This is a genomic window from Streptomyces sp. NPDC043812 (assembly GCF_056436245.1).
The window spans coordinates 143,034-162,785 of record NZ_JBWKCY010000016.1 but is presented as its reverse complement, the minus strand read 5'-3'; the positions used below and the strand labels follow the sequence as shown (position 1 = coordinate 162,785).

General features: G+C 70.8%; 16 protein-coding genes and 3 tRNA genes. 5 read left to right on the top strand and 14 right to left on the bottom strand.

Going from position 1 to position 19,752, the window contains the following annotated elements:
- The first annotated feature begins 184 nt into the window (after positions 1-184).
- Positions 185-448, top strand: coding sequence for a DUF3073 domain-containing protein (locus AC067Z_RS23845; RefSeq protein ID WP_478791598.1), 264 nt, complete (start codon positions 185-187; stop codon positions 446-448).
- A 56-nt stretch (positions 449-504) separates the two neighbouring features.
- On the opposite strand, the gene purM is transcribed toward AC067Z_RS23845, so the two are convergent.
- The 9 genes from purM to purS form a co-directional block, all read right to left on the bottom strand.
- Entirely contained in the window at positions 505-1,578 is a 1,074-nt protein-coding gene (purM, locus tag AC067Z_RS23840; protein WP_478791597.1) for a phosphoribosylformylglycinamidine cyclo-ligase, read from the bottom strand.
- A 32-nt stretch (positions 1,579-1,610) separates the two neighbouring features.
- On the bottom strand, positions 1,611-3,128 hold the full coding sequence (gene purF / locus AC067Z_RS23835; RefSeq protein WP_478791596.1) for an amidophosphoribosyltransferase: 1,518 nt from the start codon (positions 3,126-3,128) through the stop codon (positions 1,611-1,613).
- A 385-nt stretch (positions 3,129-3,513) separates the two neighbouring features.
- A complete protein-coding gene (locus AC067Z_RS23830; protein ID WP_478791595.1) occupies positions 3,514-4,326 on the bottom strand; it encodes an META domain-containing protein in 813 nt (270 codons plus the stop codon).
- Positions 4,327-4,373: 47 nt separating this feature from the next.
- On the bottom strand, positions 4,374-5,165 hold the full coding sequence (locus AC067Z_RS23825) for a maleylpyruvate isomerase family mycothiol-dependent enzyme (RefSeq protein WP_478791594.1): 792 nt from the start codon (positions 5,163-5,165) through the stop codon (positions 4,374-4,376).
- Between the two features lie 10 nt (positions 5,166-5,175).
- Positions 5,176-6,015, bottom strand: coding sequence for a M23 family metallopeptidase (locus AC067Z_RS23820; RefSeq protein ID WP_478791593.1), 840 nt, complete (start codon positions 6,013-6,015; stop codon positions 5,176-5,178).
- A 26-nt stretch (positions 6,016-6,041) separates the two neighbouring features.
- Positions 6,042-6,560, bottom strand: coding sequence for an ArsR/SmtB family transcription factor (locus AC067Z_RS23815; protein WP_478791592.1), 519 nt, complete (start codon positions 6,558-6,560; stop codon positions 6,042-6,044).
- A 103-nt stretch (positions 6,561-6,663) separates the two neighbouring features.
- Positions 6,664-8,913 carry a phosphoribosylformylglycinamidine synthase subunit PurL gene (purL, locus tag AC067Z_RS23810; RefSeq protein ID WP_478791591.1) on the bottom strand — a complete coding sequence of 750 codons (2,250 nt, stop codon included), beginning with the start codon at positions 8,911-8,913 and terminating at the stop codon, positions 6,664-6,666.
- Positions 8,910-9,590: a phosphoribosylformylglycinamidine synthase subunit PurQ gene (gene purQ / locus AC067Z_RS23805; RefSeq protein WP_478791590.1), complete on the bottom strand. Its 681-nt coding sequence runs from the start codon at positions 9,588-9,590 to the stop codon at positions 8,910-8,912. The genes purL and purQ overlap by 4 nt, the downstream gene beginning before the upstream one ends.
- A complete protein-coding gene (purS, locus tag AC067Z_RS23800) occupies positions 9,587-9,832 on the bottom strand; it encodes a phosphoribosylformylglycinamidine synthase subunit PurS (protein ID WP_478791589.1) in 246 nt (81 codons plus the stop codon). The genes purQ and purS overlap by 4 nt, the downstream gene beginning before the upstream one ends.
- Before the next feature lie 278 nt (positions 9,833-10,110).
- Between purS and AC067Z_RS23795 the strand changes: the two genes are divergently transcribed.
- The 4 genes from AC067Z_RS23795 (at position 10,111) to AC067Z_RS23780 (ending at position 11,326) form a co-directional block, all read left to right on the top strand.
- Positions 10,111-10,446: a histone-like nucleoid-structuring protein Lsr2 gene (locus AC067Z_RS23795; RefSeq protein ID WP_478791588.1), complete on the top strand. Its 336-nt coding sequence runs from the start codon at positions 10,111-10,113 to the stop codon at positions 10,444-10,446.
- Positions 10,447-10,565: 119 nt separating this feature from the next.
- A tRNA-Gly gene (locus AC067Z_RS23790) sits at positions 10,566-10,637 on the top strand.
- Between the two features lie 80 nt (positions 10,638-10,717).
- A tRNA-Gly gene (locus AC067Z_RS23785) sits at positions 10,718-10,790 on the top strand.
- 460 nt (positions 10,791-11,250) lie between these two features.
- Positions 11,251-11,326, top strand: a tRNA-Gly gene (locus AC067Z_RS23780).
- A gap of 42 nt (positions 11,327-11,368) precedes the next feature.
- On the opposite strand, the gene AC067Z_RS23775 is transcribed toward AC067Z_RS23780, so the two are convergent.
- The 5 genes from AC067Z_RS23775 to AC067Z_RS23755 form a co-directional block, all read right to left on the bottom strand.
- Entirely contained in the window at positions 11,369-12,268 is a 900-nt protein-coding gene (locus AC067Z_RS23775; protein WP_478791587.1) for a phosphoribosylaminoimidazolesuccinocarboxamide synthase, read from the bottom strand.
- Positions 12,269-12,635: 367 nt separating this feature from the next.
- Positions 12,636-14,096 carry a N,N-dimethylformamidase beta subunit family domain-containing protein gene (locus AC067Z_RS23770; RefSeq protein ID WP_478791586.1) on the bottom strand — a complete coding sequence of 487 codons (1,461 nt, stop codon included), beginning with the start codon at positions 14,094-14,096 and terminating at the stop codon, positions 12,636-12,638.
- A 159-nt stretch (positions 14,097-14,255) separates the two neighbouring features.
- The gene (locus AC067Z_RS23765) at positions 14,256-15,911 is read right to left on the bottom strand and encodes a M48 family metalloprotease (protein WP_478791585.1); all 1,656 of its coding nucleotides are present in this window, start codon (positions 15,909-15,911) and stop codon (positions 14,256-14,258) included.
- Positions 15,912-16,167: 256 nt separating this feature from the next.
- On the bottom strand, positions 16,168-17,418 hold the full coding sequence (purD, locus tag AC067Z_RS23760) for a phosphoribosylamine--glycine ligase (RefSeq protein ID WP_478791584.1): 1,251 nt from the start codon (positions 17,416-17,418) through the stop codon (positions 16,168-16,170).
- A 61-nt stretch (positions 17,419-17,479) separates the two neighbouring features.
- A complete protein-coding gene (locus AC067Z_RS23755; RefSeq protein ID WP_478791583.1) occupies positions 17,480-19,723 on the bottom strand; it encodes a DNA polymerase III subunit gamma and tau in 2,244 nt (747 codons plus the stop codon).
- Positions 19,724-19,752: the final 29 nt, after the last annotated feature.

The following is a 19,752-nucleotide window of genomic DNA, read 5'->3' as shown; positions in this document are numbered from 1 at the left end:
GAGGACGGGGCTCCTCGCGGGTTGTGTGAAGCGGCACCTCATGCGGGCGGCGTACCGTATGGCCGCGGAAGCAGGTACCGTTGAAGCTCTACGGACCGGTCTCTCCACGGAGAGCCCGTTCCGAATCATGAACGCGTGTCAAGACTCTGGGGCCGTCGAGCCCCGTCACCGAGGGGGTCGAGCCATGGGGCGCGGCCGGGCCAAGGCCAAGCAGACAAAGGTCGCCCGCCAGCTGAAGTACAACAGCGGCGGGACTGACCTGTCGCGTCTGGCCAACGAGCTGGGCGCTTCCACTCCGAGTCCGATTTCGAGCCAGCCGCCGAACGGCGAGCCCTTCGAGGACGACGACGAGGAAGACGACCCGTACGCGCGGTACGCGGAGCTGTACAACGACGATGAGGACGAGGACGACGAGTCCGGTCCTTCGTCGCAGCGCCGCGGCGCTTGACGCTGCAATTCACCGACCCGGTCCAGGGCCCTGCCCCGGACCGGGTTCTGTGCTGTTCAGCTTGCGTAGTCGCCCGTCAGCTCGGCGCCCGTCGCGTGCTCACCGCGTTCGACGACGGCGCCCGCGACCCAGGCGTCGACACCACGGTCGGCCAGCGTGGTCAGCGCCACGTCGACGGAGGACTCCGGGACGACGGCCATCATGCCGACGCCCATGTTCAGCGTCTTCTCCAGTTCGAGCCGCTCGACCCGGCCGGCGGTTCCGACGAGGTCGAACACCGCACCCGGCGCCCAGGTCGAACGGTCGACCGTCGCATGCAGCGCGTCCGGGACGACGCGGGCCAGGTTGTTGGCGAGCCCGCCGCCGGTGATGTGGCTGAAGGCGTGCACCTCGGTGGTCCGGGTGAGCGCCAGGCAGTCCAGCGAGTAGATCTTGGTGGGCTCCAGCAGCTCCTCGCCGAGCGTCCGGCCGAGCTCCTCGACCTGCTGGTCCAGGGACATCTTCGCCCGCTCGAACAGCACGTGCCGCACCAGCGAGTACCCGTTGGAGTGAAGGCCGGACGAGGCCATCGCGATGACGACGTCACCCTTACGGATGCGATCCGGGCCCAGCAGCCGGTCCGCCTCGACCACACCCGTGCCGGCGCCGGCGACGTCGAAGTCGTCCGGACCCAGCAGGCCGGGGTGCTCGGCGGTCTCGCCGCCGACAAGAGCCGTACCGGCGAGCACGCAGCCCTCGGCGATGCCCTTGACGATCCCGGCGACCCGCTCGGGGTGCACCTTGCCGACGCAGATGTAGTCGGTCATGAACAGCGGTTCGGCGCCGCAGACGACGATGTCGTCCATGACCATCGCGACCAGGTCGTGGCCGATGGTGTCGTACACGCCCAGCTGACGGGCGATGTCGACCTTCGTGCCGACGCCGTCGGTCGCCGAGGCGAGCAGCGGACGCTCGTAGCGCTTGAGGGCGGAGGCGTCGAAGAGGCCGGCGAATCCGCCCAGGCCGCCAAGGCCCGCGACTTCGGGGCGCTGCGTCTTCTTCACCCACTGCTTCATCAGCTCGACGGCGCGGTCACCCGCTTCGATGTCGACGCCCGCGGAGGCATAGCTGGCACCGGTGGTCTCTGACATAAGAGAACTTTCGTGTCGTTACTGCGGGGGTCCTACGGGCGACGGAGCGCGTCGGCGGCATCGGCGCCGCCCGCCAGCTCGGTCTCCAGAAGCTGCTTGCCGAGCAGCTCGGGGTCGGGCAGCTCCATCGGGTACTCGCCGTCGAAGCAGGCGCGGCACAGATTCGGCTTGTCGATCGTGGTCGCGTCGATCATGCCGTCGATGGAGATGTACGCGAGCGAGTCGGCGCCCAGCGAGGTGCCGATCTCGTCGATCGTCATCCCGTTGGCGATGAGCTCGGCGCGGGTCGCGAAGTCGATGCCGAAGAAGCAGGGCCACTTCACCGGCGGGGACGAGATCCGGATGTGGACCTCGGCGGCGCCGGCCTCGCGGAGCATCTTGACCAGGGCCCGCTGGGTGTTGCCGCGGACGATCGAGTCGTCCACGACCACCAGACGCTTGCCCCGGATGACTTCCTTGAGCGGGTTCAGCTTGAGGCGGATACCCAGCTGGCGGATGGTCTGCGAGGGCTGGATGAAGGTGCGGCCCACATAGGCGTTCTTCACCAGGCCGGAGCCGTACGGGATGCCGCTGGCCTCTGCGTATCCGATCGCGGCGGGCGTGCCCGACTCCGGCGTCGCTATGACGAGATCCGCTTCGACGGGAGCTTCCGCGGCCAGTTTCCGGCCCATCTCGACCCGGGAGAGATACACGTTCCGGCCGGCGATGTCCGTGTCGGGACGGGCCAGGTACACGTACTCGAAGACACAGCCCTTGGGCTTCGCTTCCGCGAATCGGGAACTGCGGATGCCGTTCTCGTCGATGGCGATGAGCTCGCCGAGCTCGATCTCGCGGACGTAGCTCGCGCCGCAGATGTCGAGGGCCGCGGACTCGGAGGCGACGACCCAGCCCCGGTCCAGGCGGCCGAGGACCAGCGGACGGATGCCCTGCGGGTCACGTGCCGCGTAGAGGGTGCCCTCGTCCATGAAGACGAGCGAAAAGGCGCCCCTGACCTCGGGCAGAACCTTGGCGGCCGCTTCCTCGATCGTCAGCGGCTTGCCGTCGTCGTCGACCTGGCCGGCGAGCAGCGCGGTGATCAGATCGGTGTCGTTGGTCGCGGCGACCTGGGTGGACCGGCCGTTCTCCTTGGGGAGCTCCGCGACCATCTCGGCGAGCTGGGCCGTGTTGACCAGGTTGCCGTTGTGGCCGAGCGCGATCGAGCCGTGGGCCGTGGCCCGGAAGGTCGGCTGCGCGTTCTCCCACACGGAGGCGCCCGTGGTCGAGTAGCGGGCGTGACCGACCGCGATATGGCCGGTCAGAGAGCTGAGCGAGGTCTCGTCGAAGACCTGGGACACCAGTCCCATGTCCTTGAAGACGAGGATCTGAGAGCCATTGCTGACCGCGATTCCCGCGGATTCCTGGCCTCGATGTTGGAGGGCGTAGAGCCCGAAGTAAGTGAGCTTCGCGACCTCTTCACCCGGAGCCCAGACACCGAAGACGCCGCAAGCGTCCTGGGGGCCCTTCTCACCGGGGAGCAGGTCGTGGTTGAGTCGTCCGTCACCACGTGGCACGGCACCGAGTGTAGGCGAGATCGACCACTGGTCCGAATTGGGGACGTCCCGCAACCGGGTTTCCGGGGTCCCGCGGGCCCGGGGAACCCGACGCCGAAGGTGACGTTCCCCGGGCCCGCACCGGATGTCGGGCCCCCTTGCGAAGATCTACCGGGTGTCCATTTCCGCGTCCGCATCCCGGGACGATCGTCGCCCCCGCCTGGTAGGGCCCCGCCCGGCACCCCGGCCGCGGGACCCTCGGCGGGCGCGCGGCCGGGCGCGTGGAGCGCCGCCGTGCCGACCGGATCCGAGGCACGCGCACCGCCAGGCACCGCGTGCGCCAGTTCACATCCGTCCGCGCCGACGCCCTGGGTCGTTCCCGGACTTTTCGGGCACTGTCCGGCCGCTACTTCGCGGCCGGGGCGCCGACCGCGGCCAGGCCCTTGCCGTTGGACGCGGTGAGGGTCAGGGCGCGGTGCTTCACCTCGTACTTCACCGTTCCCTCGGCGAGGATCTTCGTCAGCTCGCGCTCCAGATCCATCTCGGGACCGGGGCACAGCTTGCGGGTGGTGGAGAAGCGGCCGAAGGTGATCGAGTCACCGGAGACCTTCGCGGTGCTCGAGAAGCGGTTGCAACCGAGGCTGCCGCCGACGGTCCCGTCCTCGGCGAACGTCAGATGCGCCTTCTTCTCGGTACCCGCGGGCAGGGACGTGGCCGTCTCACCGGACACCAGGGAGTCCACCGTCCACTTGGTGCCGACCAGCGGGGCCGGCTCCTCGGCACTGAGCGCGATCGCATCGCCCTTCTCGGTGGTCAGCGTCAGTTTGCCGTCGGTGACCTTCGCCTTGAGTTTCCCGGAGAACGCGGCGCGCAGCGCGTCCTCGAAACCCTGGATCTTCTTGTCGCAGCCCATCTCGGTCATCTCGCCGGGCCCGACGGTGACGGTGTCACCCTCGACCTTCACGTCGGCGCCGAAATGGTTGCAGCCGTAGTTGCCCTGGGCGCGGCCCTTGTCCGTGATCTCGACGTGGGCGTCGGCCGGGGCCACGGTCTTCTTGCCGTCGACGGTCACGCTGTCGACGGACCAGCGCACGCCCGCGAGCGGCGCGTCGGGCGACACCGAGGTGCCGCTGCCGGATCCGGTCCCCGACTCCGTGCCGCACGCGGAGAGGGCAAGGACGGCCAGTGCAGTGACAGGGATGCTCAGCTGGTAGCGCATACCGATGGGACGGGGCGGCCCTCGGAGCGGTTCCCCTCGCCCCGGTGTCAGCCGAGGATCGGCAGCAGACCCGCCAGGTCCGCGCGCTCGCCGCTCGCGCTGACCTTCGCCGCGTCCAGCGCCTCGTGCCACCGCGTACGGCCGGTGGCCAGCCGGATCCAGGTCAGCGGATCGGTCTCGACGACGTTGGGCGGGGTGCCGCGGGTGTGCCGGGGGCCCTCGACGCACTGCACGACGGCGAACGGCGGGATCCGCACCTCCGTCGACGCGCCGGGTGCCTTGACGGCGAGGGCGTCGGCGAGCAGCCGCGTACAAGCTGCGAGCGCCTGGCGCTCGTACGGGATGTCCAGGCCGGTGGCGTCGTTGAGGTCGTCGGTGTGGACGATCAGTTCGACGGTCCTGGTGACCAGGAAGTCACCGAGCCGCATCCCGCCGAACCGCATCGGCACCAGCCGGTCCGCGGGCGCGAGCGGCAGGACTTCCCCGATCCGGTCGGCGGTACGCGCGTACAGCTCCCGGAGCTCGGCACTGCCGGCGAACGCCCTGGTGTCCTCGTCGACCTGCCCGGCGGCCGTCACCGTGGCGAACGGCCAGTCCAGCAGCGCGATGTCCTGCTTCCGGGGCTCGGGAAGCTCCAGGTAGCGCACGACGAGCCCGGCGACCATGGCGATGTGCGCGGACAGCTCGTGCACGGTCCACTTCCCCAGCCGTGTGGGCAACGCCAGTTGCTCGGGGGTGAGGGCGTCCACCGCCTGCCGCACCTGCCCGAACTGGGCCAGCACGGCGGTGCGGACGGTGTCGTGGTCGTAGCTGCGCAGTCGCTTCCTCGCGGGTGGCATGGAGCCGACCCTACGGGGTCGGGAGGTCGTCCGGCACAGGCTGTCCGACGGTGAACGCCTCGCCGTTCTTCGGGACTCCGACTCCGCTCCACGTGAAGGGGACCCCGACGGCGGTGTCCGCGTCCGGTCCGTCCATCAGCTGGAAGTGGAGGTGCGGTTCGCTGGAGTTGCCCGAGTTGCCGCAGTGGCCGAGCAGTTGGCCCGCCCGGACCCGGTCGCCCTCGCGGACCGCGAGCGAGCCACGCTTGATGTGGGCGTATGCGGCGAACACACCGTTGCCGAGGTCGAGGACGACATGGTTGCCGAGGATCTTGCGGACCCCGCCGATGTCCCGGAACGACGCCTCGACGAGCAGCATATAGAGCACCGCGGGCAGGGAATTGCGGCTGAGGTGGTCGCGCTGCCGGCCCTCGGCACGGACGACGGTGGCGTCGGCGACGGCGAACAGCGGCTCCCCGAAAGCCGGGAAGTCCTCGCTGCGGCGGGCGAGCGGCCACAGGGCCCGGAAGCCCGGCCGGGCGCCCTCCTCGGGCTCGGCGACAATGTCGATCGCGTAGGTCTGGCCGTAGCGGTGCGTGCCATGGCTCGGGGTCCGGTCGGCCGGGCCGTTCAGCGCCGACCAGCGCCCCGTGACAGGTGCCGCGATCTCGACGGCCTCGCGCGCATCCCCCCGCAGCGCGACCCGGGTGCGCACGGAACCGCTCACGGCTATCGCGGCGGAGAGCAGCGCCGGAGCCCACACCCAGTACCAGGCGAACGGCAGGTCGACGAAGAACCGGCTGGTGACGAGCGCGAAGAACGTCACCCAGCCGAGCCGGTAGACGATCGTGAGCAGCTTGCGGACGGACATCGTCGTTCCCTTCGGTACGTCAGGCCTCACGGGCGCGCGGCGGTCAGCACCACGAGCAGCGGCACCACGCGTGCGCCGGGTACCTCGTAGCGGCCGCGGCCTGTCGTGTGCAGCCAGCCCGCGCCGGTCAGCTGGCGCAGGTGGTGGTAGATCTGGCCGGTCGTGCCGAGCCCTTCGAGCTCGGCCAGTTCGGCGGCGGTGCGGCGGCCGCCGAGGATCTCGCGCAGCAGGCGCAGCCGCACGGCGTGGCCGAGGGCCGCGAACGACTCGGCGGTCCGCCCCACCCCATCGGCGTCGTCCTCGTCGAGGATCCCCGCGGTGAGGGCGCCGTACTGCCATTCGTAGCGCTCCTGAGTGGGCAGCCGTACGGCTCCGGTGAACAGCACACCGCCGTCGGCGGCGGCGTCCCCTGCCTCCGCGAGCTGCTGCTTCAGCCCTTCGAGGGCCCAGAAGTCGCCCTCGCCCACGCTGGGCGCGGTGCTCCCGGCGCCCTCCAGTGCGGCCATGCGCGCTTCGAGCGCGGCGACCCGCTCCTCCAGATCCATGCAGCGAGATTACGTAATTACGTAATCCCGCGCAAGGGGCCGGAGCCGGGTACGACGAAGCCCCCGCCCGGACGGACCGGACGGGGGCTTGGCCTGGATCAGCTCAGACCAGTAGCGCCGGGATGGTCTCCTCGTGCGCCGTGCGCAGCTCGTTCAGCGGGATGCCGAACTCGCCCTGGACCTCCACCGCGTCGCCGTCGACGACGCCGATGCGGGCCGCGGGCAGGCCCCGGGCGCCGCACATGTCGGTGAAGCGGAGTTCCTCGCTGCGCGGGACGGCGACGACCGCCCGGCCGGCCGACTCGCTCAGCAGGAAGGTGAACGCGTCGAAGCCGTCCGGGACGACCAGACGCGCGCCCTTGCCACCGCGCAGGCAGGACTCGACCACGGCCTGGATCAGACCGCCGTCGGACAGGTCGTGCGCGGCGTCGATCATGCCGTCGCGGGAGGCGGAGATCAGGATCTCGGCCAGCAGCTTCTCCCGGTCGAGGTCGACCTTCGGCGGCAGACCGCCGAGGTGGTCGTGCACGACCTGCGACCAGGCCGAACCGCCGAACTCCTCGCGGGTGTCACCGAGGAGGTACAGCAGCTGACCCTCCTGTGCGAAGGCGATCGGCGTGCGGCGGTTGACGTCGTCGATCACACCGAGCACGGCGACGACAGGCGTCGGGTGGATCGCCGTCTCACCGGTCTGGTTGTAGAGGGAGACGTTGCCGCCGGTGACCGGGGTGCCCAGCTGCAGACAGCCGTCCGCGAGACCGCGGGTGGCCTCCGCGAACTGCCACATGACATCGGGGTCCTCGGGCGAACCGAAGTTCAGGCAGTCCGAGATCGCGAGCGGCTTCGCACCGGAGGCGGCGACATTGCGGTACGCCTCCGCCAGCGCGAGCTGCGCGCCCGTGTAGGGGTCGAGCTTGGCGTACCGGCCGTTGCCGTCGGTGGCCATGGCCACACCGAGGTTCGACTCCTCGTCGATGCGGACCATGCCCGCGTCCTCCGGCTGCGCGAGCACGGTGTTGCCCTGCACGAAGCGGTCGTACTGGTCCGTGATCCAGGCCTTGGACGCCTGGTTCGGGGAAGCGACCAGCTTGAGGATCTGCTCGCGCAGCTCCTCGGACGTCGCCGGGCGTGCCAGCTTGTTCGCGTCGTCGGCCTGCAGCGCGTCCTGCCACGACGGGCGGGCGAAGGGGCGGTGGTACGTCGGGCCCTCGTGCGCCACGGACCGCGGCGGCACGTCGACGATCTGCTCGCCGTGCCAGAAGATCTCCAGGCGCTCGCCCTCGGTCACCTCACCGATGACGGTCGCGATCACGTCCCACTTCTCGCAGATCTCCAGGAACCGGTCGACCTTGTCCGGCTCGACGATCGCGCACATGCGCTCCTGCGACTCGCTCATGAGGATCTCCTCCGGCGAGAGCGTCGCGTCGCGCAGCGGCACGGTGTCCAGCTCGACCCGCATACCGCCCGAGCCGGCGCTCGCCAGCTCGGAGGTGGCACAGGACAGACCGGCACCGCCGAGGTCCTGGATGCCCGCGACGAGCTTCTCCTTGAAGATCTCCAGGGTGCACTCGATCAGGAGCTTCTCCTGGAACGGGTCACCGACCTGGACGGCGGGGCGCTTGGCCGGTCCGGTCGACTCGAAGGTCTCCGACGCCAGCACCGAGACACCGCCGATGCCGTCGCCACCGGTCCGGGCGCCGTACAGGATGACCTTGTTGCCGGGGCCGGACGCCTTGGCCAGGTGGATGTCCTCGTGCTTCATCACACCGATGCAGCCGGCGTTGACCAGCGGGTTGCCCTGGTAGCACGCGTCGAAGACGACCTCGCCGCCGATGTTCGGCAGGCCCAGGCAGTTGCCGTAGCCGCCGATACCGGCGACGACGCCCGGGAGCACGCGCTTGGTGTCGGGGTGGTTGGCCGCGCCGAAACGCAGCGGGTCGACCACGGCGACCGGGCGGGCACCCATGGCGAGGATGTCGCGGACGATGCCGCCGACGCCGGTGGCCGCACCCTGGTAGGGCTCGATGTACGAGGGGTGGTTGTGCGACTCGACCTTGAAGGTCACCGCATAGCCCTGACCGACGTCCACCACACCGGCGTTCTCACCGATACCGACGAGCATCGCGTCGTTCTCGGGGACCTTCTCGCCGAACTGCTTCAGGTGGACCTTGCTGCTCTTGTACGAGCAGTGCTCGGACCACATGACGCTGTACATCGCGAGCTCGGCACCGGTGGGACGGCGGCCCAGGATCTCGTGGATGCGCTCGTACTCGTCCTGCTTGAGGCCGAGCTCCTTCCAGGGCTGCTCGGCGTCCGGGGTCTCGGCCGCGTGCTTGACCGTATCCAGGCTCATGCGTTGACCAGCTTCTTGAGGATCGAAGTGAAGAAACCCAGCCCGTCGGTACGGCCCGTACCGACGAGCGGCTCCACGGCGTGCTCGGGGTGCGGCATCAGACCGACCACGTTGCCCGCGGCATTGGTGATGCCGGCGATGTCACGCAGCGAACCGTTCGGGTTGACGTCGAGATACCGGAAGGCGACACGGCCCTCGGCCTCCAGCTCGTCGAGCACACGCTCGTCCGCGACGTAACGGCCGTCCATGTTCTTGAGCGGGACGGAGATCTCCTGGCCCTTGTCGTAGTCGACGGTCCAGGCGGTGTCGGCGTTCTCCACGCGCAGCTTCTGGTCACGGCAGATGAAGTGCAGATGGTTGTTCTGCAGCATCGCGCCGGGCAGCAGATGTGCCTCGGTGAGGATCTGGAATCCGTTGCAGATACCGAGGACGGGCATACCCGCCCTCGCCTGCTCGATGATCGTCTCCATCACCGGCGAGAAGCGGGAGATGGCGCCGGCACGCAGATAGTCGCCGTACGAGAAACCGCCCGCGAGAACGACCGCGTCGACCTGCTTGAGGTCCTTGTCGCGGTGCCACAGCGAAACGGGCTCGGCACCGGCGAGACGGGCGGCACGCAGTGCGTCCCGGTCGTCGAGCGTTCCGGGGAAGGTGACGACTCCGATACGAGAGGTCACGACTCCACCTTCACGACGAAGTCTTCGATGACGGTGTTGGCGAGGAACGTTTCGGCCATCTCATGGATGCGGGCGAGGGCAGCGTCGTCGACGGCCCCCTCCACCTCCAGCTCGAAGCGCTTTCCCTGACGGACATCCGCGATCCCGGCGAATCCCAGTCGAGGCAGTGCACGCTGCACCGCCTGTCCCTGGGGGTCGAGGATCTCGGGCTTGAGCATGACGTCGACTACGACGCGGGCCACGGGCACTCCCGGTGGTGTGTTGCGAGGGCGGTTCCCTCAGCGTACCCGGCTGAAAAATCTACGCGGGTAGATATACGGACAACACGCGAGGAAATCCAGAGAAAGAATCCTTGCCTCTTTGCGGCGGACACGCGCAGGTAATTGCCAGGGCTTCACAATGCGCCGCCCAGCGCTGTACAAAGGAATACAGAGGAAAGCAGCATTGCCCCTCGGCAGCCGTAAAGCCGGTATTTCCGCATGTCAGAAGCGGCGATACCGCATGGAAAGGACCGATATCCGTGGCTCAGCGAGTAGTGGTCACGCTCTCCGACGACATCGACGGAGGAGAAGCGGCGGAAACGGTCATGTTCGGCCTCGACGGGAGGTCGTACGAGATCGACCTCAATACGTCCAACGCCAAGAAACTCCGCAAGGCGCTGGCCCCGTACATGGCCGCCGGACGGAAGCAGACGAATGCGGCCAGGCGCGACAAGTCGCGCATCACCTACCGGCACACCTCTCTGGAGCCGGCCCCGGCCGCGGTCCGGGCCTGGGCCCAGTCGCGCAAGATGGACGTGCCGGCCCGGGGCCGCATCCCCAAGCGCGTCTACGAGGCGTTCCGCGAGGCGAGTTGAGCCGACCCGCTGCGGCGCGCGCAGGCCGCGCCGAACGGAGTTGCATTGCACCCCGGGTGATCGGCTAGAGTCTGGAGCACGCCGAGGGGCAAGGCCGAAAGGCCCGGCTCACGGAGCATGCGGGTGTAGTTCAGTAGTAGAACATCCCCCTTCCAGGGGGAAGGCGCAGTGTGCAATTCCTGTCACCCGCTCTGCATCGCTTTACCGGCCACGCAAGTGGATCAGGTACAGTGGTGGACGCACCGCCCGGTGAGAGCCGAGCGGCAGCAATGCGGACGTGGCTCAGTTGGTAGAGCATCACCTTGCCAAGGTGAGGGTCGCGAGTTCGAATCTCGTCGTCCGCTCAGGAAGACAAAGGCCCTGGTCGAAGACCAGGGCCTTTGTCGTTGTCCGGCCCGGCGGCTTTGTCGCCCCGACAACTCGGGCGCGCTGTGACAGTGGCCACAGGACTGCGCGGCGGGCGGCACGATTGCCGGACCACGTTGCGCCGGCGCCGTCAGCGATGCGGTGCCTCGTAGCGCCCGCCGCCGGCATCGCGGGACGGCCGGGATCATCCGTGCCGTCCGCACCGGAAACCGTTGCACCGAAACCGAGTTGGCGGCGGACACGCCCTCCGCCTTGGACTGCACCGCACCACGCGGACGGCCGAGGTGCCGACCGTCGCGGAGCCCGCCGGTCGCGGTGAACGGGCCATCGACCACCTCCGCCGGACCGCCGCCGAGCCGGGGGCCGAGAGGGGTCATACAGCTGTACGTCTCGCGCGGCAGCGAGTTTGGGTATAGTGGGCTCCGCGCTACGGCGCATGCGGACGTGGCTCAGTTGGTAGAGCATCACCTTGCCAAGGTGAGGGTCGCGAGTTCGAATCTCGTCGTCCGCTCCATCAAGAAGCCCCCGGCGATCTCGCCGGGGGCTTCTGCGTTCCCTACTGCCATGCCATTCCCGTCAGCAGCTCGTACGCCTCCAGGTACTTCGCCCGCGTCGCGTCCACGACCTCCTGCGGCAGCGCGGGCGGCGGCTGCTCGCTCCGGCGGTCCCAGCCGGACGCGGGGGAGGTCAGCCAGTCGCGCACGAACTGCTTGTCGTACGACGGCTGGGGGCGGCCCGGCTCCCACGATGCGGCGGGCCAGAAGCGGGACGAGTCCGGGGTCAGCACCTCGTCGGCGATCACGAGGGTGTCCCCGTCGAAGCCGAACTCGAACTTCGTGTCCGCCAGGATGATGCCCCGCTCGCGGGCGATGTCGCGGGCACGCGCGTACACGTCGAGCGTCGTACGGCGCAGCTGCGCGGCGGTCTCGGCGCCGGTCTGGCGGGCGACCTCCTCGTAGCTGACGTTCTCGTCGTGGTCGCCGACGGCCGCCTTGGTGGCCGGGGTGAAGATCGGGGCGGGCAGTTCGGAGCCGTCGGTCAGGCCCTCGGGGAGCGCGAGACCGCAGACCGTGCGGGTCTGCTGGTACTCGGCGAGGCCCGAGCCGGTCAGATAGCCGCGTGCCACACACTCGACCGGGACCATGTTCAGGGACTTGCAGATCAGAGTGCGGCCCTCCCAGTCGGCGGGCGCGCCGGCCGGGAGCTCGGTGGACAGCACATGGTTCGGGACGAGGTCCTGCAACCGCTCGAACCACCACAGGGACAGCTGGGTCAGCACACGGCCCTTGTCCGGGATCTCGCTGGGCAGCACCCAGTCGTAGGCGGACATGCGGTCGCTGGCGACCATCACGAGGTCGCCCGCCTCGTTCCGGTACAGGTCGCGCACCTTGCCGGTGTGCAGGTGCACCAGGCCGGGCACCTGGAGCGGCTCGGGCTTTTCGACGAATCCGGACACGGTTCCTCCCCGTGGTTATGTACAACGGCTCCGATTGTCCCGTATGCGGGGAGGACTCTCCCGACCAGGGGTGCCGGTCATCGACCGAGGCCCTGTCCGGGCGATCTTCTCGGGTCCGCGACGCCGGCTACGGCATTCCCCCAGCCTTCGGCCGGTGGTACTCCCCCCGGCGGAGCCAGGGGGAGTACCCCCACGCTGTGTTGTCAAAGTCGCCCAAGTACGTCCAGTACGAGGACGATCTCCCCCGGCCTGGCGGCCGGGTGGTGCCCCCACCGCCTTGCGATGCGTCCCCTCGGCCTGGCGGGCCGGGGGAGGCCCCATACATCTGACGCCGCGGGCTGATCCTCAAAGATCGCCCGGACAGGGCCTAGTCGCGTTTGCAGATGCGGTCGAGGAGGTTGGCGGTGGCGCGCTGGACGCGGGCGTCGACATGGCCGGGCCGGTCGAGCGCCGGAGACCAGGCGAAGGTGCCCGACGCGAAGACGAGCGCACCCGACGGGGCCCGGTAGAGCGACGTCTCCTGGTGACGCAGCGCGCCTTCGCCGTCCCGGTAGGGCGAGTGCGCGAGCAGGATGCGGCTCTCGTGGTCGGGGAGTGCCGTGCGCGGGAAGTAGCGGTCGGCCTCGCCCGCGACGAGACCGGGCAGTTCGTCGCCCTCGCCCGCGCCCGTGGCCTCCCACAGCCAGTGGTCCGCGTTCCGCACGACCAGGGGGGACGGCTCCGGGACCCGGCCCACGTACTGGATGCCCAGCGTGTGCTGCTCGGGCCGGTCCACCTCGCGCCACAGGGCCGGCCTGCCCGGGCCTCGGCGCTTGCGGCAGGTCAGCAGGCGCTCGGGCACGCCGGAGGGGGACGGGCCCAGTTCGACCTGCCAGTACATGGTGTTGGCGGAGAGGAACACAAGCGAGGTGCCGCTGTCGCGGGCGGACTCGGCGGCCCGGCGCATGGGTGCCGACCAGTACTCGTCGTGGCCGGGGAAGACCAGGCCGCGGTAGCGGGCGGGGTCGATGCGGCCGGCGTGCAGATCACGGGTGTCGGCGTAGGCGAGGTCGTAGCCGTAACGCTCGGCCCAGCGGATGAAGTCGTAGGCGTGACCGACGTGCAGGGGCAGTCCGGCGCCCGCGTAGGGGCGGTCGAAGGAGACCGTGATCGCGGCGTCCTCCTCCCCGAGGAGCCGGCCCGACTCGTCCCACGCGTGATACAGGCTCGCGCCGGTCCGGCCGTCCTCGGGATAGAGGTTGTACGCCTGCCACGTGACGTCGGGCAGCAGGAGCAGCAGGTCGGCCGGGTGGTCGTCGCGGATCGTGAACGGGATGTGGGAGCGGTATCCGTCGAGAGTCGTCAGCACGGCCACGTAGGCGCCGATCGACCAGTACGAGGGGACTTGCAGCCGCCACGAGAGCCACCAGTGGTGACAGGAGACCGTGCGGTCGGCGGTGAGCGGCGCCGGCTGGACGATTCCGGAGAGGCGGGGGCTCGTGGTGATCTTGGATGCGCCGTCACCGCCGTAGTGCCCGATGCGGTAGATGTCGACCGAGAACTGCTGCGGCGGGTCCACGGTGATGTGGAAATCGATCGCGCCTCCGGGCGCTGCCGCTCCGGGGGAGACGAAGCCCTTGATCTGGCGGCGCACGTCGTCGGCGGTACGGGGGCCCCCGGAGCCGCCGCGGGCCAGGTTCGGGGCGGCGTACCAGGGGACGGCCTGGCCCGTGTCGTCGAAGTAGTGCTCGCTGCCGCGCAGCCAGGGCAGGGGGCCCTGGCCGAACGGGTCGCTCACGGCGTGCGCGAGGGCGCCCGATTCCCACCGCCGGATCTGATCCGCCCCCATGACTGCGCCCTCCTTCGTGCACCAGACAACTGCGATGCGCCGATGTGTTCAGCGCCGGTCTCCAGCACATCACATAACGCACTCGCCCCATCACCGTTCGTCGCGAATTGACCTGAAGCGGAGGAGATCGTTCCGGAAAGTGCGGTGGTGCAGGGGACGTCAGACGAGGCGGACGGGCTTCTCCGGCCGTACGCCGAGGGAACCGAGCCAGACCCGAAGGGGTTGCGCGTCACCCTCCTCGACCAGGCTCAGCACCGGTGCCGTGAGGTCCGCACGGCGTTCACCGTCGATCAGCAGTGCCGGGCCGTCGAGCCAGTCCAGACCGGGGGCCGCGCCCACGGTGTCGATCGCGGTGCAGCAGACCATGGCGACGACGTGGTCGGCGAGCAGTTCGCGTCCCGTACGCGGGGGCTGGAGCGGACACAGCGGCAACGTGTCCCCGCCCCACAGGACCAGGACGTCGTCTGCGCCGTCCCGGGCGGGGGGCGGGGGTGCGGCCGTCGGGTCGGCCGCCTCCTCACGGGCCATACAGGCGGTGAGCGCGGAGGCCAGGTCGTCGCTCGCCTCTCCGCCGGGCCGGCGGGACAGATGCTCCATCACGCGGGCGAGGGTCGGGCCCTGCGGTCCTGTCGCCGGCGGGACGCCCAGATCGTCGAGGACCCGGTGGATACGGACCGCTTCCGTACGCCACTTACGGTCCACGACCTCCTCGGGATACTGCTGCCAGTCCACCGGCGCCCATGCTGGGCCCGTCTCGGCAGGACCGCCGTGGAACAGGCGCGCCGCCAGCAGCGACGCCGCCTCGTCCACCGTGCCGGGCTCCTCCAGCAGGTCGCAGGCGGGACGCTCGCCCAGCCGCGAGGCGAAGCCCTCGGCGAGGCGGTCCCTGCGCGACAGCTCGGTCAGCGCCGATACGACGCCCGCGTCGAGCTGCGACGGCCAGCGGCCCATCCGCCAGGCGGGCAGCGCGACCCTGGTCAGCAGCCGGTCCCAGCCCGCGTACGCCAGGCCCACCTGCTCCTGGGCGACGATCCGCAGTCCGTAGTCCACACCCTGTGCGCGCTCCGAGGCGGCGGCGGCGACCCAGCGCTCCATCTCGGCGGCGTGGCTCTGGCAGCTGCGCAGCAGGACCTTGGCGACCCGGCCGGCCAGGAGGGACACCGGCCTGCCGAGGGAGCGCGGCCGGCCGGGGCCGGCGGCGTCGGCGACCGCGGCGTCCAGGCCCCGGACGAAACGGCGGGCCGCGGCTATCTCGGGGTCGGCCGCGGGCGACGTGCCCGCGACGACCGGGGCGAGTACGGCCCGCAGCTCGGCGACCCGCATCCACCACAGGAACGGCGAACCGATGACCAGGACGGGCGCCTCGCCGGAACGCCGCCTGGCCCCGGATATCGCATGAGCCGGGTGTGAACGGTCCTCGAGCCAGCTGTCGCAGTCCGGGGTGAGGGCGACCGCGGACGGCGCAGGGACGTCGAGACGGTCGGCGAGGTCACGCACCAGGCGGTACAGATCGGGGGCCGCGCGCTCCTCGAGCGCCACGGTGGGGCTGAGCGCCGGGGTCGCGCGGGCGATCACCGAACCGATCACCACGGCCACGAGCAGCACCACGACCGCGCAGACGCCCACGACACCGCGCACGGCGTCCCAGCCCCCGCCGCTCATCCGGCCCATGAAACCGCCGGCGAACAGAATGACGGCCGCGGCCGCCGGGAGCAGCGCCACTGCGGTCGCCGTGCTGCGGACCCGCAGCACGGCGAGGGCCTTGGCACGAGCACCCTGTGTGCCGATCGACTCCCCGATTCCGGTACCGGACACGGCCGGACCTCACCCCCTCTGCCCTGCGACGGTGTTGGTCACTCCCCCACTGTGGCACCGCCCACTGACATCGCAATGCCGGTGGGCCATGTGCCGGAACGCCTGCGCCGCACCCTAGTTGGGGCTTCGGCGACCGTCATCCGGATAGCTCATCCATCACTCGATGGAATGGCTTTGGGCAAAGGGTGGGACTGGGCGTACGGGGTTCGGGCAGGCGGCGGGCGGGGCCCGGCGGCCGTGAGGGTCGCCGCCGGGGTCAGGACTCCGCTGCGGTGCGGGCGATGTCCGTGCGGTGCTGGGAGCCGTCGAGACGGATCCGGGACACCGCGCGGTAGGCCCGCTCGCGTGCCTGCGCGAGATCCTTGCCCGTGGCCGTCACCGACAGCACACGGCCGCCCGCGCTCACGATCGCGTCACCGTCACGCTTCGTGCCGGCGTGCAGGACGTACGCGTGGGGCGCGTCCTCGGCGGCGACCTCGTCGAGGCCCTCGATCGGGTCACCGGTGCGCGGGGTGCCGGGGTAGTTGTGGGAGGCGACGACCACGGTCACGGCCGCGTCGTCCCGCCACTTCAGCGGCGGCTGGACGTCCAGCGTGCCGTTCGCCGCGGCCAGCAGGACCCCCGCGAGCGGCGTCTTCAGCCGCGCCAGGACGACCTGGGTCTCCGGGTCACCGAAGCGCGCGTTGAACTCGATCACCCGCACACCGCGAGAGGTGATCGCCAGGCCCGCGTACAGCAGGCCGGAGAACGGCGTGCCACGACGGCGCAGCTCGTCGACGGTCGGCTGGAGAACGGTCTGCATGACCTCGTCGACCAGCTTCGGGTCGGCCCAGGGCAGCGGGGAGTAGGCACCCATGCCGCCGGTGTTCGGCCCCTCGTCGCCGTCGAGTGCGCGCTTGAAGTCCTGGGCGGGCCGCAGCGGGAGCACCGTCTCGCCGTCGGTGACGGCGAAGAGGGAGACCTCGGGCCCGTCGAGGAACTCCTCGATGACGACCCGGCCGCACGCCAGCGCGTGCTCGCGCGCCGCGGTGAGATCGCCGGTGACCACGACGCCCTTGCCGGCGGCGAGGCCGTCGTCCTTGACCACGTACGGGGCGCCGAATGCGTCGAGCGCCTCGTCGATCTCCTCCGGGGTCGTGCAGACGTAGCTCCGGGCCGTCGGCACACCGGCCGCGGCCATCACGTCCTTGGCGAAGGCCTTGGAGCCCTCCAGTTGCGCCGCCTCCTCGGAGGGGCCGAAGCAGGGGATGCCCACCGCACGGACGGCGTCGGCGACCCCGGCGACCAGGGGCGCCTCGGGGCCGACGACGACGAGCTCGGCGCCGAGCCCGGTCGCGAGCTCCGCGACGGCCCGGCCGTCCAGCTGGTCGACCGGGTGCAGCTCGGCGACCTCGGCGATACCGGCGTTTCCGGGCGCGCAGTGCAGAGCGGTGACGTCGGGATCGAGGGACAGAGAGCGGCACAGGGCATGTTCGCGGGCGCCGCCGCCGATGACGAGGACCTTCACGGGCGCCAGCCTAACCGCCGGGTGCCGGAAGTCGTCGTACGGGCCTCCGAGGCCGGGCCCGCTACTCGTTCGTATATTCCTCCACGACCGTGGCGCCGAGCTCGCGCACGATCAGGTCGTGTCCGGAGAGCGCCGAGTCGACGAGGTCGGGATCGTCCTCCTCCGGGACGTCGTCCTCGATGGAGACGGGCGGGGGCTGAGGCGGGCTGTACGCCTCGGCAGGGGGCGGTGGTTCGGAGGTGGACCGGGTCGGCGGGGCCGCAGCAGGGGCGGACGACGCCGGCCGAGCCGGGCCGGGTGCGGGGGCCGCCGGGGCGGGAGCCTGGGGCGCGGGCGGCCTGCTCTGGCCGTAGCCGCCCTGGCCACTCGGACCGCTCTGGCCGGCGAAACCGCCGGGCCCGCCGGACGGGGACGGGGTGCCGCCGCCGGACGGGCCTCCCGTGCCGCCGGACGGGTCGATGATCGCCTCGACCTTCCACTGCACGTTGAACTGCTCGGAGAGCGCCTGCTTCAGGACGTCCTCGCTGCCGCTGCTCGCGAAATTGTCCCGGGCGCCGGCGTTGATGAAGCCCAGCTGCAGCGTCGTGCCGTCGAAGCCCGCCACCTGCGCATTCTGGCTGAGGAGGATCCAGGTGAAGCGGCGGCGGTTCTTCACGGCCTCCAGAATGTCCGGCCACATGTTCCGGACCTGGCCGGCGCCCTGGGTCATCGCCGGGCCCGGCGCGGGTGCGGCAGCCGCAGGTGCGGGGGCCGCCGGGGCCGGGGCCTGCTGCGGGGCCGGGGCCTGCGTGGCGCCCTGTCCGGGAGCCGACGCGGTGGGCCAGCCACCGGGCCGCCGAGCGGTGTCGGGCGCGGCGGCTCCGCCCCCCGCGGCTCCCGTGGATCCGGGCCAGGCACCGGGGCGGGACGCGGCGGGCTGCTGCTGCGGGGGTTGCTCGACAGGCGCCGCGGCGGGGGCGGGCTCCGGAGCAGGGGCCGGGGCCTGGGCCTGAGCGGGGGCCGGGGCCTGAGCGGGGGTGTGGGCCTCGGGTCGTACGGCGGCACGTGCCGCGGCGGGGCCGCCGCCCTGCGCCACGGGCGCGTGCGCCTGGGCGTCCGGCCCCGGGACGTACCCCATGGCGGGCGCCGGGCCGCCCGTCGAGAGCGTCGCCCCCCGTTCCAGCCGGTCCAGCCGGGCCTGCACCGACCGCTCGTCGTCGAACGCGGCGGGCAGCAGCACGCGGGCGCAGATCAGCTCCAGCTGCAGCCGCGGCGACGTGGCACCGCGCATCTCCGTCAGACCGGTGTTCACCAGGTCCGCGGCACGGCTCAGCTCGGCGGCGCCGAACACCGACGCCTGGGCCTGCATCCGCTCCACCACATCGGCGGGCGCGTCGATCAGGCCCTTGGTTCCGGCATCGGGCACCGCGGCGAGGATCACGAGGTCGCGCAGACGCTCCAGCAGGTCGGCCACGAACCTGCGCGGGTCGTTGCCGCCCTCGATGACACGGTCGACGACCTCGAAGGCCGCGGCTCCGTCGCCCGACGCGAACGCGTCGACGACCGAGTCGAGCAGGGATCCGTCCGTGTAGCCGAGGAGGGCGGTCGCCATGGCGTATGTCACACCGTCGTCGGCCGCGCCGGCCAGCAGCTGGTCCATGACGGACATCGAGTCACGCACGGATCCGGCACCCGCGCGCACGACGAGCGGCAGGACACCGTCCTCGACGGGGATGCCCTCGCGCCCGCACACCTCGCCCAGGTACTCGCGGAGCGTGCCGGGCGGCACCAGACGGAACGGGTAGTGATGCGTCCTGGACCGGATCGTCCCGATGACCTTCTCGGGCTCGGTCGTGGCGAAGATGAACTTCAGATGCTCCGGGGGCTCCTCGACCACCTTCAGCAGAGCGTTGAAGCCCTGCGGGGTGACCATGTGGGCCTCGTCGATGATGTAGATCTTGTAGCGGCTGCCCGCCGGCCCGAAAAAGGCCTTTTCCCGCAGGTCACGGGCGTCGTCGACGCCGCCGTGCGAGGCCGCGTCGATCTCGATGACGTCGATCGACCCCGGTCCGTTGCGCGCCAGGTCCTGGCAGGACTGGCACTCGCCGCAGGGCGTCGGGGTGGGTCCCTGCTCGCAGTTCAGACAGCGGGCGAGGATTCGGGCGCTGGTCGTCTTGCCGCAGCCGCGCGGGCCGCTGAACAGGTACGCGTGATTGACCCGGTTGTTCCGCAGGGCCTGCTGCAGCGGGTCGGTGACATGCTCCTGCCCGATGACCTCGGCGAACGACTCGGGGCGGTAACGGCGGTACAGCGCAAGGGACGACACGTCTACGAGGTTATCGGGGCCCGCCGACA